15 protein-coding genes are annotated in these 13,764 nt (G+C 72.0%); 13 read left to right on the forward strand and 2 right to left on the reverse strand.

Annotated features, from left to right (window positions below; all coding sequences use genetic code 11):
- Positions 1-83: 83 nt before the first annotated feature.
- Both OHA05_RS32345 and OHA05_RS32350 read left to right on the forward strand, forming a co-directional pair.
- Complete coding sequence (locus tag OHA05_RS32345) at positions 84-830, forward strand: PIG-L deacetylase family protein (RefSeq protein ID WP_313942698.1); 747 nt, start codon at positions 84-86, stop codon at positions 828-830.
- Between the two features lie 51 nt (positions 831-881).
- Positions 882-1,715: an enoyl-CoA hydratase/isomerase family protein gene (locus OHA05_RS32350; RefSeq protein WP_313942697.1), complete on the forward strand. Its 834-nt coding sequence runs from the start codon at positions 882-884 to the stop codon at positions 1,713-1,715.
- A gap of 46 nt (positions 1,716-1,761) precedes the next feature.
- Here the strand turns inward: OHA05_RS32350 and OHA05_RS32355 are convergent, their stop codons facing one another.
- On the reverse strand, positions 1,762-2,643 hold the full coding sequence (locus tag OHA05_RS32355) for an SDR family oxidoreductase (RefSeq protein WP_328862501.1): 882 nt from the start codon (positions 2,641-2,643) through the stop codon (positions 1,762-1,764).
- A 132-nt stretch (positions 2,644-2,775) separates the two neighbouring features.
- On the opposite strand from OHA05_RS32355, the gene OHA05_RS32360 reads away from it, so the two are divergent.
- The 11 genes from OHA05_RS32360 to OHA05_RS32410 all read left to right on the forward strand — a co-directional run bounded on the left by OHA05_RS32360 (position 2,776) and on the right by OHA05_RS32410 (position 13,247).
- A complete protein-coding gene (locus tag OHA05_RS32360; protein WP_328862502.1) occupies positions 2,776-3,360 on the forward strand; it encodes a helix-turn-helix domain-containing protein in 585 nt (194 codons plus the stop codon).
- A 161-nt stretch (positions 3,361-3,521) separates the two neighbouring features.
- Positions 3,522-4,490 (forward strand): NADPH:quinone oxidoreductase family protein, encoded by a 969-nt coding sequence (locus OHA05_RS32365; RefSeq protein WP_328862503.1) that lies wholly within the window; start codon positions 3,522-3,524, stop codon positions 4,488-4,490.
- Positions 4,487-5,668, forward strand: coding sequence for an acyl-CoA dehydrogenase family protein (locus OHA05_RS32370; protein ID WP_313942693.1), 1,182 nt, complete (start codon positions 4,487-4,489; stop codon positions 5,666-5,668). Before OHA05_RS32365 ends, OHA05_RS32370 begins: the two co-directional genes overlap by 4 nt.
- Positions 5,665-6,771, forward strand: coding sequence for an acyl-CoA dehydrogenase family protein (locus tag OHA05_RS32375; protein ID WP_313942692.1), 1,107 nt, complete (start codon positions 5,665-5,667; stop codon positions 6,769-6,771). The genes OHA05_RS32370 and OHA05_RS32375 overlap by 4 nt, the downstream gene beginning before the upstream one ends.
- Before the next feature lie 107 nt (positions 6,772-6,878).
- On the forward strand, positions 6,879-8,477 hold the full coding sequence (locus OHA05_RS32380) for an ABC transporter substrate-binding protein (protein WP_328862504.1): 1,599 nt from the start codon (positions 6,879-6,881) through the stop codon (positions 8,475-8,477).
- A 23-nt stretch (positions 8,478-8,500) separates the two neighbouring features.
- Positions 8,501-9,466, forward strand: coding sequence for an ABC transporter permease (locus OHA05_RS32385; RefSeq protein WP_313948783.1), 966 nt, complete (start codon positions 8,501-8,503; stop codon positions 9,464-9,466).
- A complete protein-coding gene (locus OHA05_RS32390) occupies positions 9,459-10,325 on the forward strand; it encodes an ABC transporter permease (protein ID WP_328862505.1) in 867 nt (288 codons plus the stop codon). The genes OHA05_RS32385 and OHA05_RS32390 overlap by 8 nt, the downstream gene beginning before the upstream one ends.
- A 38-nt stretch (positions 10,326-10,363) precedes the next feature.
- Positions 10,364-11,281 (forward strand): ABC transporter ATP-binding protein, encoded by a 918-nt coding sequence (locus OHA05_RS32395; RefSeq protein ID WP_313948782.1) that lies wholly within the window; start codon positions 10,364-10,366, stop codon positions 11,279-11,281.
- Positions 11,274-11,933: an ABC transporter ATP-binding protein gene (locus OHA05_RS32400; RefSeq protein WP_328862506.1), complete on the forward strand. Its 660-nt coding sequence runs from the start codon at positions 11,274-11,276 to the stop codon at positions 11,931-11,933. The genes OHA05_RS32395 and OHA05_RS32400 overlap by 8 nt, the downstream gene beginning before the upstream one ends.
- A 136-nt stretch (positions 11,934-12,069) precedes the next feature.
- Positions 12,070-12,933, forward strand: a complete 864-nt coding sequence (locus OHA05_RS32405; protein WP_313942688.1) for a phosphatidylinositol-specific phospholipase C/glycerophosphodiester phosphodiesterase family protein — start codon at positions 12,070-12,072, stop codon at positions 12,931-12,933.
- A gap of 119 nt (positions 12,934-13,052) precedes the next feature.
- Entirely contained in the window at positions 13,053-13,247 is a 195-nt protein-coding gene (locus OHA05_RS32410) for a hypothetical protein (protein ID WP_313942687.1), read from the forward strand.
- A gap of 22 nt (positions 13,248-13,269) precedes the next feature.
- Here OHA05_RS32410 and OHA05_RS32415 read toward each other — a convergent pair whose 3' ends face one another.
- On the reverse strand, positions 13,270-13,626 hold the full coding sequence (locus OHA05_RS32415) for a DUF779 domain-containing protein (RefSeq protein WP_313942686.1): 357 nt from the start codon (positions 13,624-13,626) through the stop codon (positions 13,270-13,272).
- Positions 13,627-13,764 lie beyond the last annotated feature (138 nt).

Here is a 13,764-nt window from a genome sequence, read left to right on the forward strand (position 1 = left end):
TGCCCCGCGCAGCACCCGGCAAGGACCGACCCGCACGGTTCGCGGGCCGTGCTGACGCCAGGTCAGCGACGTATCCTGCGGCCATGAGCGCTCCCGTGACGGATCAGCTGGAACCGATGCCCGACGACTGGCGGAGAGCACTGGCCGTCGTCGCGCACCCCGACGACCTGGAGTACGGCTGTGCCGCGGCGATCGCCGGCTGGACCGACGGCGGGCGCGAGGTCTCCTATCTCCTCGCCACCCGGGGCGAGGCGGGCATCGACACCATCGCGCCCGCCGAGTGCGCACCGCTGCGTGAGCGGGAGCAGCGGGCGAGCGCGGCGGTCGTGGGGGTGTCCACGGTGGAGTTCCTGGACCACCAGGACGGCGTGATCGAGTACGGCGTCTCCCTGCGCCGGGACATCGCGGCGGCGATCCGGCGCCACCGTCCCGAACTGGTCATCACCCTCAACCACCGCGACACCTGGGGCGGTGTCGCCTGGAACACCCCCGACCACCGGGCGGTGGGCCGGGCGACGCTGGACGCGGCGGGGGACGCCGGCAACCGCTGGATCTTCCCCGAGCTCATCTCCGAGGAGGGTCTCCAGCCGTGGAACGGCGTCCGCTGGGTGGCGGTCGCGGGCTCCACCACGCCGACGCACGCGGTCGACGCGACCGCGGGCCTCGAACGCTCGGTCCGCTCGCTCCTGGAGCATCGCAGCTACATCGAGGTCCTGACCGACGAGGACCCGGAGGAGTACTGCCGCACCTTCCTCGTCGGCAGCGCGGAAGCCGTCGGTGCGCGGTTCGGTGGCCGACCGGCGGTCGCCTTCGAGCTGTTCGGACGCTGACGGCGGAGGTACGCTGCCCTGATTCCTGATGATGCGTCAGAAGGGGTGGCGATGATCGACACACTGGACCGGGATATCGCCGAGGGTGAGGAGCGCATCCGCCTCGACATCGCCGACGGCGTGGGCGTCCTCACCCTGTGCCGGCCCGCCACGCTGAACGGCTGGAGCTGGGAGTCCACCCGTCAACTGGGCCTGATGGCCGACCGGATCCGCTTCGACGACAGCGTCAGAGCGGTGTTGCTGCGGGCAGAGGGCCGTGCCTTCTGCGCGGGCATCGATGTCACCGCCCCGGGCGGCGCGATCACCGGCAGGTCCGCGGCGGAGCGCACCCAGCGCTACCACGAGGGCATCCGCTGGGCGCACGAGCGCTTCGCGGCCTTCGCCGGACTGCCGCAGCCGGTCGTCGCCGCGGTGCAGGGATACTGCCTCGGCTTCGGTTTCGAGCTCGCGTTGATGGCGGACATCCGCGTCGCCGCGGACGACGCCCTCTTCGCCCTGCCCGAGGCGCAGTTGGGGGTGGCGGTGGACGCGGGCGGTGATCTGCGGATCGCGCGCGAGGCGGGCGCGGGCTGGGCCAAGTACCTGGCGCTGACCGGCCGGCGCATCGACGCGGCGACGGCCGCGCGCCTGGGTCTGGTCCAACTGGTCTGCCCGGCTGGCGAACTGGCTTCTGCCGCGCAGGAACTGGCGGCGGAGATCGCGCGGAACGCGCCGCTCGCGGTGCGGGCCGTCAAGCGCGACATCGACGCGTTCGCGGACGCCGGTCTCGCGGAGGCCCTCGACCGTACGGCGCAGAGCGCGGCGCTCACGCTCACCTCGGAGGACTGCCGCGAGGGTTACACGGCCAAGGCTGCGCGCCGGCCCCCGGACTTCGAGGGCCGGTGAACGCGCGCGCCACGAGCCCGGCGCGACCCGAGCGGCGGGCTGTGGGTCAGCCGGCGAAGGGACCCCGTCCCAACTGCTCGCGCACGGTCACCACCGGCTCGTTCACCAGTGCCCGCCGCTGCCAGTTGGCGCCGTCCACCACCAGGGTGTGCCCCGTGATCAACTGGGCGTAGGGGGAGGCGAGGAACGTCGCCGCCCACCCGATCTCCCTGGGCTGCCCCACCCGCAGCGCGGGCTGCCGGACGTCCTTGTCCTCCGCCCGGTCGAGGCCGCCTCGCAGATCGGCGCTCATGTCGTCGTGCGGCACCAGCCCCGGCACCAGGGCGTTGATCTGGATGCCGTACGGCCCCCACTCGACGGCCAGGGTCTCGACCATGTTCTGCACGCCCGCCTTGGCCGCCGCGGAATGCACGAACCCCGGCCCGCCCGTCCAGGCGTACGACGCGCCGAGGTTGATGATGGACGCCGGTGTGCCCGCGGCCAGATGCCGGCGGCCGAACTCCTGCGTCATGAACCAGGTCCCGCTGAGGGTGATGTCCACGACGGCCCGCCAGCCGTTGGCGGACAGCTCCTCGGCGGGCACGGGGAAGTTGCCCGCCGCGTTGTTGACGAGCACGCTCGGCAGGCCGAAAGCGGCCTCGGCGGCATCGATGACCTCCGCTATGCGGTCCGGTTCGCGTATGTCGCACAGGGCGGCGGTCACGCGGCCGCCGAGTCCGGCGAGCTCGTCCTGCGCGGCCTTGAGCCGGTCGGCCTTGCGGCCCACGATCATGAGGTCCGCGCCGAGCCGGGCGAACTCCGTCGCGATCGCCTTCCCGAGGCCCGAGCCGCCTCCGGTGACGATCACGCTCCTGCCCTCGAACGTCCCCTTGGGCAGGGCGGCGGCGCCGAGGGGCGGAGGGGCGGGAATGCCGAGACGATCTGTCATGAGGGCATGAGTATCCGGTGGCGGCCGAATCGTCCATGGGCTTGCACCGATCTTTGATCTCGACGGTGCCGGTGCTGGGAGCCCGAAGTTCACGGGATTGACAAATGGCCTTGCTGTTTCTGCAATGGTTCCATGAACGACGAACCCGCGCTCGATTCCGTACTCGACGAGGTCGGTCCCCGTCTCCGACGTATCCGCCGCGACCGTGGTGCCACCCTCGGCGCCCTCTCCGAGGTGACCGGGATCTCCGTCAGCACGCTCTCCCGGCTGGAGTCCGGCCAGCGCAAGCCCAGCCTGGAGCTGCTGCTGCCCATCGCCCGCGCCCATCAGGTGCCGCTCGACGAGCTCGTCGGCGCCCCGCCCGTCGGGGACCCGAGGGTGCGGGCGAAGCCGATCGTGCGGCACGGGAGGACCATGCTGCCGCTCACCCGCCAGCCGGGCGGCCTTCAGGCGTACAAGGTCGTGCAGGAGCCGAGTGGTCAGCAGCCCGACCCCCGGACGCACGAGGGCTACGAGTGGCTGTACGTCCTGTCCGGGAAGCTCCGGCTGGTGCTCGGCGAGCACGACGTGGTCCTCGGAGCCGGCGAGGCCGCGGAGTTCGACACCCGGGTCCCGCACTGGTTCGGCCCTGCCGGCGAGGAGAGTGTGGAGTTCCTGAGCCTGTTCGGCCCGCAGGGCGAACGTATGCACGTCCGGGCGAGGCCGAAGCAGAGCTGACGGCCCGGGCAGAAGGAGGAGCGACGCTCCCGTCCGGGCCAGGCAGGGGTCCGAGGTGAGCGGGGGCCTGCGCGGCCGGAAGGGGGCTTCCCGAGCGGCAAGCGACCGCTTAGTATGCGAACCGGAGCGCAGTACTGCCTACGGTTTGTGGAGGCCCGGAAATGCAGGCATGGCGAGTGCACCGGAACGGCGAGCCGAGCGAGGTGATGCGGCTCGAAGAGGTGGACCGGCCCACGCCGGGCGACGGGCAGCTCCTGCTGAAGGTCCGCGCCGCGAACATCAACTTCCCCGACGCGCTGCTGTGCCGCGGCCACTACCAGGTGCGCCCGCCGCTGCCCTTCACGCCGGGCGTGGAGATCTGCGGCGAGACCGAGGACGGCCGCCGGGTCATAGCCAACCCCGCCCTGCCGGACGGCGGGCTCGCGGACTACGTCGTGGCCGATGCCGCTGCCGTACTGCCCGCCCCCGAGGCGCTCGACGACGCCGAGGCCGCCGCCCTGCACATCGGCTACCAGACCGGCTGGTTCGGGCTGCACCGCCGGGCCGCGCTGCGGGCGGGCGAGACCCTGCTCGTGCACGCGGCCGCGGGCGGCGTCGGCAGCGCCGCCGTCCAGCTCGGCAAGGCCGCGGGCGCCCGGGTGATCGGTGTCGTCGGCGGCGAGGACAAGGCCCGCGTGGCCCGGGAGCTCGGCTGCGACGTGGTCGTCGACCGCCGCACCGATGACATCGTCGCCGTCGTCAAGGAGGCGACCGGTGGCCGGGGCGCCGACGTGATCTACGACCCGGTCGGCGGTGACGCGTACGCCAAGTCCGCGAAGTGCGTCGCCTTCGAGGGCCGCATCCTCGTCGTCGGCTTCGCGAGCGGTGCCATCCCGAGCCCCGCGCTCAACCACGCGCTGGTGAAGAACTACTCGATCGTGGGCCTGCACTGGGGCCTGTACAACCAGAAGGACCCGGCCGCGATCCTCGCCTGTCACGAGGAACTGACCAGGCTCGCCGCCGAAGGCGCCGTCAAGCCGCTGATCAGCGGACGGGTCGCGATGAAGGACGCAGCCGACGCGGTCCAGCGCGTGGCCGACGGCACCACCACCGGTCGTCTGGTGGTCATTCCGGAAGGAGCCGCCCGATGACGGACGCCGCCGAACTGCGCACCCGCGCGGAGGAGTTGCTGGCCGCACACCCGCCGGCCACCACCGACCGCACCACCTTCCTCAAGGCCCGCTTCGACGCCGGCCTCGCCTGGGTCCACTACCCGAAGGGCCTCGGCGGACTCGACGCGCCGCGCTCTCTTCAGGCCGTCGTGGACGCCGTACTGAACGCCGCTGACGCGCCGGACAACGACCCGCGCCGTATCGGCATCGGACTCGGCATGGCGGCCCCGACGATCCTCGCGTACGGCTCCGAAGAGGTGAAGGAGCGTTTCCTGCGGCCGCTGTGGGTCGGCGACGAGGTCTGGTGCCAGCTCTTCAGCGAGCCGGGCGCGGGCTCCGACCTCGCGGCGCTCGGTACCCGGGCCGTGCGCGACGGCGACGACTGGGTGGTGAGCGGACAGAAGGTGTGGACCTCCAGCGCCCATGTGGCGCGCTGGGCCATCCTCATCGCCCGCACCGACCCCGATCTGCCCAAGCACCGCGGCATCACCTACTTCATCTGTGACATGACCGACCCCGGCGTCGAGGTCCGTCCGCTGCGCCAGATCACCGGCGAGGCGGAGTTCAACGAGGTCTTCCTCTCCGGCGTCCGCATCCCCGACGCACATCGCCTCGGCGAGGTGGGCGAGGGCTGGAAGGTCGCGCAGACGACCCTGATGAACGAGCGCGTCTCCATCGGCGGCAGCCGCATCCCTCGCGAGGGAGGCATGATCGGCCCCGTCACGCAGACCTGGCGCGAGCGTCCCGAACTGCGCACCCACGACCTGCACCAGCGTCTGCTGACCCTGTGGGTCGAGGCGGAGGTCGCCCGCCTCGCCGGCGAACGGCTGCGCCAGCAGCTCGTCGCAGGCCAGCCGGGCCCCGAGGGCAGCGGCATGAAACTCGCCTTCGCCCGGCTCAACCAGGAGATCAGCGGCCTGGAGGTCGAACTGCGCGGCGAAGAGGGCCTGTTGTACGACGACTGGACCATGCGCCGGCCCGAACTGGTCGACTTCACCGGCCGCGACGCGGGCTACCGCTATCTGCGCTCCAAGGGCAACTCGATCGAGGGCGGCACCAGCGAGGTGCTCCTGAACATCGTCGCCGAACGCGTACTCGGGCTGCCGTCCGAGCCGCGCAACGACAAGGACATCGCCTGGAAGGACCTCGCCCGATGACGAAGGCGCCGACGCGGAGCACCCAGCCCGATCTGCTCTACTCCGAGGCCGAGGACGACCTGAGGGCGGCCGTCCGGTCCCTGCTCACCGACCGCGCCGACACCGCGGCGCTGCTGACGCGGGCCGAGGCCGGCACGCCGTACGACGCGGGTCTCTGGAAGGCGCTCGCCGCCGACATGGGCGCCGCGGGGCTGCTCGTTCCGGAGAAGCTGGGTGGCCAGGGTGCGAGTCATCGTGAGGCCGCCGTGGTCCTCGAAGAACTCGGCCGTCAGGTGACTCCCGCGCCGTATCTGACCAGTTCGGTCATCGCGACCGAGGTCCTTCTCGCGCTCGACACGGAAACGCCGGAGGTCGCCGACCTGCTGGCCGCGCTGGCGTCCGGCCGCACCGTGGCCGTGCTCGCCGTCCCGCTGTCGGCCTCCCCGTACGGCCCGCTCGCCGCGGGTGAGTCCCGGGTCCCGGGTGTCGCCGACGCGGCGGCCGCCGATGTGTTCCTGGTGCTGCGGTCCGACGGCCTGTACGCGGTCGAGGCCGGGGAAGTGGGCGTCGAGGCGCAGACGCCGCTCGATCTGACGCGGCCTCTCGCGGCCGTGACCGTCCCCGGTACCGCGGCGGCCACCCGGCTCGCGGACTCCGACGCGGCGGAGGCGGCGGTCCGCCGTGGACTGCTCGCCGGGGCCGGGTTGTTGGCCTCCGAGCAGCTCGGCGTGGCCGAGTGGTGCTTGGAGGAGACCGTCCGGCACACCCGGGAGCGCCATCAGTTCAACCGGCCGATCGGCTCCTTCCAGGCGCTCAAGCACCGCATGGCGCAGCTGTGGCTGGAGGTCGTCTCGGCGCGCGCCGCGGTCAGGAACGCGGCCGACGCCCTGGCCACCGACAGCCCGGAAGCGGCTCTCGCGGTCGCCATCGCCCAGGCGTACACCTCACGGGTCGCGGTGCACGCGGCCGAGGAGTGCGTCCAGCTGCACGCGGGCATCGGCATGACCTGGGAACACCCCGCCCATCTCCACCTCAAGCGGGCCAAGTCGGACTCGATCGCCCTCGGTACCGCGGGCAGCCACAAGGAGGCTCTGGCCGAACTGGTCGACATCGAGGCTCCGTAGGCCGCCCCCGCACCGCCTTGCGGACCTGCGTAGTCCGCTCCCCTTGGCGTGCTGTTTAATTGCGAATCGTTCGCAATAACAGTGGATCTTCATTAGGGGAGTGGGCCATGTCCGCCCGATCGATACGAGGGCTGGCCGCAGCGACGCTGGCCGCCGCGCTGACCGTCGGCGCGGCGGCCTGCTCCAACCCGGACAGCGGCGCGGCCGGCAAGAACGGCGAGGGGGAGTCCGCCGTCGTCGGCATCGCGTACGAGCCCGAGAGCCTCAGCCCGCTGCTCGGCTACGGCAAGGACGGCAACGCGAAGATCTTCGACGGTCTGCTGGCCCTCGACCGCGGGATGAACCTCAAGCCCGCACTCGCCGCCGCGCTGCCGAGAATCAGCGAGGACCGGCTGACGTACACCTACAAACTGCGCCAGGGCGTGAAGTTCAGCGACGGCAAGCCGTTCGGCGCCAAGGACGTCGTCTTCACCTACCGCACCATCCTGGACAAGAAGACCAACAACGCCTCCAAGTCCGAGCTCGACGCCATCAAGGACGTCAGGGCGACCGGCGAGGACACCGTGGTCTTCACGCTGAAGTACCCCTACGCGCCCTTCGCCGAGCGCACCGTCCTCCCCATCGTCCCCGAGCACGTGGTGGCCGGACAGGACGTCAACACCGGCCCGTTCACCACCAAGCCGATCGGCACCGGGCCGTACGTCCTCACCGGATGGTCCAAGGGCGAGAAGATCAGCCTCAAGGCGAACCCCCACTACTGGGGCGGGGAGCCGAAGGTGAAGAAGTTCACCATGGCGATCATCAAGGACGACGACGTCCGCGCCACGCGACTGCGCGCGGGCGACCTCGACGGCGCCATCCTGCCGCCCAACCTCGCCAAGGGCTTCAAGGGCGACGGGGCGAAGAAGACCTACGCGGCCACGACGTACGACTACCGGACCGTCACGCTGCCGACCCACAACAAGGTCGCCGGCGACACCGCGATCCGTCGGGCGCTCGATGTCGCCGTCGACCGGCAGACCATGGTCGACAAGATCCTCGAAGGTGCGGGCAAGCCCGCCTACGGTCCGGTCCCCACCGGCAGCGAGTGGTTCACCCAGGGCACCGAGCGCCCCCACGACCTGGCCCGCGCGAAGAAGATCCTCGACGACGCCGGCTGGAAGCCCGGCAAGAACGGGATCCGCGAGAAGAACGGCGTACGCGCCGCGTTCCCGCTCTGGTACCTCGCCGGTGACAAACTCCGCCAGGAGCACGCCCTCGCCTACGCCTCCGACGCCAAGAAGGCCGGTATCGCCGTCACCACGCAGGCCGGCACCTGGGAGGTCATCGAGCCGCGGATGAAGGACGACGCGGTCCTCGCCGGTGGCGGTGCCCCGGCGGACCCCGACTTCGACCAGTATCTGCTGCTCACGTCCTCGTTCGGCGGCGACGGCTTCAACAACATGGCCCGCTACGACAACCCTGCCGTCGACGCGGCCCTGGCCGAAGGCCGCAAGAGCGGCGACAAGACCGTGCGCAAGGCGGCCTACGACACCGTTCAGCGCGAACTGGTGAAGAACCCCGGCTACACCTTCCTCACCCACATCGACCACCTCTACGTCGTCGCCGACCGCTGGGACGGACTGACCACCCAGGTCGAGCCGCACGACCACGGGCTCGCCTCCGGCCCCTGGTGGAACGTCGAGGACTGGACCCCGAAGCAGTGACCCGCCGCCTTCCCTGGGAGGCGATGGCGCGGATGGCGGGGCGGCGGGCACTGTTCGCCGCCCCCGTGCTCCTGGTCGTGACCTTCGGCGTCTTCGCCGTCGCCGCCGCCTCTCCCTTCGACCCCGTCAAGGCGTACACCGGCACGGCCGGACTGACCGCCACCCAGGAGAACCTGGACCAGATCCGCGCCAACCTCGGCGTCGACCAGCCCCTCGTCACCCGCTGGTGGAACTGGCTGATGTCCGCGCTCCAGGGCGACCTGGGGAACTCCAGCGTCCTGCGCAGGCCCGTCGCCGAGGTCGTCGGCGAGCGGATCGGCTGGTCCGCGCTCCTCGCGGTCACCGCGTTCGCCGTCGCCATCCTGCTCGGCACGGCACTGGGCGTACTGGCCGCCCGCCGCCGCGGCGGCTGGCTGGACCGCTGCGTCAGCTCGGCCGCCTACACCCTCGAAGCGGCACCCGCCTTCTGGCTCGGACTGCTCGCCATCTGGTTCTTCGCCCTCGAACTGGGCGTCCTCCCGGCCGGCGGGCTCACCGACACCGCCAGCGACGTCGTCACCTTCGGCCAGGTCGCCACGCACCTGGTCCTGCCCGCGGCCGTCCTCGGCATCTCCCAACTGCCGTGGTTCTTCCTGTACGTACGCCAAGGGGTCGCCGACGCGCTCGACGAGGACCCGGTGCGCGGGGCCCGCGCCCGTGGACTCGGCGAGCCGACCGTCCTGCTCGGTCACGCCCTGCGCTCCGGCATGCTGCCGATGCTCACCCTCATCGGCTCGCGCGTGCCCGAACTCATCACGGGCGCGCTGCTCGTGGAGACGGTCTTCAGCTGGCCCGGCATCGCCGCCGCCACCGTCCAGGCCGCCACCTCGGTCGACTTCCCGCTGCTGGCCGCGCTCACGGTCCTCGCCACCGCCGCCGTGCTCGCCGGCAACCTCCTGTCCGACGTGCTGTACGGGCTCGCCGACCCGAGAGTGGGCTTCGATGGCTGAGGCAGTGTGGCGCAGTCGCGGGCGCACCCGGCGCTCCACCCGCACCGTCCGGGTCTCCGTCTCCGCCGTCGTGGTGACCGCGGTCGTCCTCGCGGTGCTGGTCGTGCCGCCGATCGCGCAGCTCGACGAGCAGGCGGTCGATCTGTCGATGAAACTGCAACCGCCGTCGCCCGCCCACCCCTTCGGCACCGACGACGTGGGCCGCGACCTGTTGCTGCGGTGCGTCTACGGACTGCGGATCTCGCTGCTCGTGGGCGTCGTCGCCGCGCTGGTCGCCACCGTGATCGGCACCCTGGTGGGCGCAGCCGCCGCGGCCTTCGGAGGCTGGACCGACCGGCTGGTGATGCGGCTCGTGGACACGTTCGCGTCCGTGCCCCACCTGCTCCTCGGCATCTTCATCGTGGCGATGTTCCGCCCCGGGGTCTGGCCGGTCGTCGTGTCCGTGGCGCTCACCCACTGGCTGTCCACCGCCCGCATCGTGCGCTCGGAAGTGCTGTCCCTGCGCTCCCGTCCGTACATCGACGCGGCGATCTCCGGCGGTGCCTCGCGATGGCGCGTCACCGCGCGGCATCTGCTGCCGGGCGTGCTGCCGCAGGCCGGCCTCGCGGCCGTCCTGATGGTCCCGCACGCCATGTGGCACGAATCCGCGCTCTCCTTCCTCGGGCTCGGACTGCCCGCCCACGAGGCGAGCCTCGGCAACCTCGTCCAGTCCGCCCGTGGTTCCCTCCTCGCCGGCGACTGGTGGCCCACCCTCTTCCCCGGGCTGTTCCTGATCATCCCGACGCTCGCCGTGGCGGGCCTCGCGGGCGCCTGGCGGGAGCGGATCAACCCGCGCCGGAGATCGGAGCTGATGCTGTGACCGTCCTGTCCGTACGGGACCTGTCCGTACGTTTCCGGATGCGCGGCGGCCGGCACATCGCGGCCGTCACCGGAGCGACCTTCGACCTCGCCGCGGGGGAGTGCCTGGCCCTCGTCGGCGAGAGCGGCTGCGGCAAGTCCGTGCTCGCCTCTGCCCTGCTGGGCCTGCTGCCGGGCAACGCCCAGACCGCCGGCACGGCGACCGTCGACGGTGTCGAACTGCTCGGTGCCGACGAGCGGACCCTCGCCCGCACGGTGCGCGGGCGCAGGATCGGCCTCGTACCGCAGAGCCCGGCCGCCCATCTCACCCCGGTCCGTACCGTCGGAGCGCAGGTGTCGGAGACGGTGCGCGCGCTCACCGGCACACCGCGCGGGGAACTGCGCAAGGCCGCCGTCGCCGCGGCCGAGCGGGCCGCCTTTCCGGCCGGAGGCCTCGACCGCTACCCGCACGAACTGTCCGGCGGACTCGCCCAGCGGGCCGCGACCGCGCTCGCCCTCGTCGGCGACGCGCCCCTGCTCCTCGCCGACGAGCCGACCACCGGACTCGACCGCGAGCTGGTGAACCGCACGGCCGACGAACTCCGCCGCCACACCGACGAGGGCCGGGGCCTGCTGATGATCACCCACGATCTGGCGGCGGCGGAACGGATCGCCGACCGGGTCGCCGTGATGTACGCCGGGCGGATCGTCGAACTCGCGGACGCCGACGCCTTCTTCGGCAGTCCCGGCCCCCGTCATCCGTACGCCAGGGGACTGCTCGCGGCTCTCCCCGAACGGGACTTCGTCCCCGTCCCCGGGCTGCCGCCGGAGCTGGGAGACCTGCCGCCCGGGTGCGCCTTCGCCGCGCGCTGCGAGCGCGTGAGCGAACGCTGCGGGACACAGCCCGTTCCCGACGGGGGAGTCGCGTGCCACCACCCCGTGAACGCCCCCGACGACCGGGAGCCCGCCCGTGTTTGAACTGCAGGAGATCACCGCCGGGTACGACCGCGGCCGCCCCGTCGTACGCGACGCATCGCTCACCCTCGCGCCCGGTGAGGCCGTCGGCCTCCTCGGCCCCAGCGGCTGCGGCAAGTCCACCCTCGCCCGCGTGGCCGCACTGCTCCACCGGCCCTACGGCGGCCGCGTCGTCATCGACGGCGAGCCCGCCCGCGGCTGGCGGCACACCGCCCCGCGGGCCCAGCGCACCGCCATCGGCGTGGTCTTCCAGCAGCCCAGGCTCTCCGCCGACCCCCGGCTGCCGCTGCGCGACCTGATCGCCGAACCGCTGCGGGCGACCGGCAGACGCGACGAGGCCGTCCGGCGGACCGGGGAACTGGCCGACCGGGTGGGACTCACCGGGGAGCTGCTGGGCCGCCGTCCGCACGAGGTCAGCGACGGGCAGCTGCAACGTGCCTGCGTCGCCCGGGCGTTGGTGCTCGACCCGCGCTGGCTGATCTGCGACGAGATGACCGCCATGCTCGACGCCTCGACAACGGCCGCACTGGTGGCGGTCGTCGAGGACTACCGCCGTGAACAGGGCGCCGGCCTCCTCGCCGTCGGTCACGACCGGACCCTGCTGGAGCGCTGGTGCGACCGGACGGTGCACTGGTCCGAGGCCTGGACCCCGTGAGCCGCACGGGGCGGTGCGCCCGGCACGGTCACCAGGTGACGGATGGCCGAACTCTTGGTGCAGCACTGCCGATCAGCGACTTGGCGGGCTGATACTCGGGTGTCCCTCCCGACCCCACGAGCCCGGAGGCACCACCGTGCTGACCACCCGTCGCAGAGCCGTCACGACCCTCGCCGCCGCGCTGGCCGGCGCCGTCGCCGTACCCGCCGCAGCGCAGGCGGCCCAGAACCCCGGCGTGCAGCACCGCCCGCGGCCGCTGCGTCAGGCGCACGCCCACAACGACTACCTGCACGAACGGCCGCTGCACGACGCCCTGTCGCACGGATTCACCAGCCTGGAGGCCGACATCTTCCTGGTGAACGGCGAACTGCTCGTCGCGCACACCCCGGAGGAGCTCGACCCCACCCGCACCCTGCGCTCGCTCTATCTCGACCCGCTGCTGGCCCGCGTGCGGGCCAACCACGGCTCGGTGTACCGCGGTTACGGCAAGCCGGTGCAGCTGCTCGTCGACATCAAGACCGACGGCGTCGCCTGCTACCTCGAACTCGACCGCCAGCTGCGGCGCTACAGCCGGATGCTGACCGGCTACGCGCACGGCCGGGTCCGCCCCGGCGCCGTCACCCCGGTGGTCTCCGGCGACCGCGCGGCGCGCGTTCCCATGGAGGCCCAGCGGCAGCGGTACGCGTTCTACGACGGCCGGCTCGACGACCTCGGCACCGCCACGCCCGCCTCCTTCATCCCGCTGATCTCCAGCAACTGGACGTCGAGTTTCACCTGGCAGGGCATCGGACCGTTCCCCGCGGGTGAACGCGGCACGCTGCACGCGCTCGTCTCCGCGGCCCACGACCGCGGTCAGCGCGTCCGCTTCTGGGCCACACCCGATGTGCCCGGCCCGGCCCGCGACGCCGTCTGGTCCGAGCTGCTCGCCGCCGGCGTCGACCACCTCAACTCGGACGATCTGGCGGGCCTCGAAACCTTCCTGCGCAGGCGCGGCCGGTAGCCGGAAACTCCCGCAGACTGCACCCGTACGGCGGACACGCCAGTCGGCCGTACGGGCCCTCCGCTGCGCCAGACTGACGGCCGAATGCCGCGGATCCGGCGCGGCGGAGGAGGTTGACGATGGCTGTGTCGATTTCGGTCGTACTGCTTCTGGTGGTCCTCGCGGTGATCTTTCTGCGCAACGGCGGACTCAAGCTCTCGCACGCGATCGTGTGCTGCCTGCTCGGCTTCTTCCTCGCGGGCACGAGCATGGCGCCGACCATCAGCGAAGGCGTCGCCGCCACGGCGGAGGTCGTCAGCAGTCTGCGTCCCTGAAGCGCCCGGCGTACCCGACCGGTCAGGCGCCGACGAGATGCGACCGGATCAGGAAACGCACCCCCTCCGGGGCCTCCAGCGAGAATCCGCTGCCACGGCCTTCGACGACATCGACGACGAGCCGTGTGTGGCTCCACCGTTCGTACTGGCTTCTGGAGATCCAGAAGGAGATGTCCTCCTCGACGCCCTCCACCCGGAGGTCCGCGAGAAGGATGTCGGAGGACCCCGTACGGAATTCTCCCTGCGGGTAGCACATGGGGGCACTGCCGTCGCAGCAGCCGCCCGACTGGTGAAACATCAGCGGTCCGTGTACGGCCCGCAGCCGCCGCAGCAGATCGGCGGCGGCCGGGGTCAGCTCCACACGCGGGGTCTCGGTCATGCGCCGAGCGAAGCACGGGCGAGGTTGCAAACCCGTTGCAGAACGCTCGGCCGATCCTTCGCAGGGCAACCGGGGTTGTCACACCTGTGGAATCCAGCCATCCCACTGGTGCAGGATGGTCCGCGCCTGCATCGTTGG

The sequence above is a fragment of the Streptomyces sp. NBC_00306 genome, from assembly GCF_036169555.1.
In the GTDB taxonomy this organism is placed as follows: Bacteria; Actinomycetota; Actinomycetes; order Streptomycetales; family Streptomycetaceae; genus Streptomyces; species Streptomyces achmelvichensis.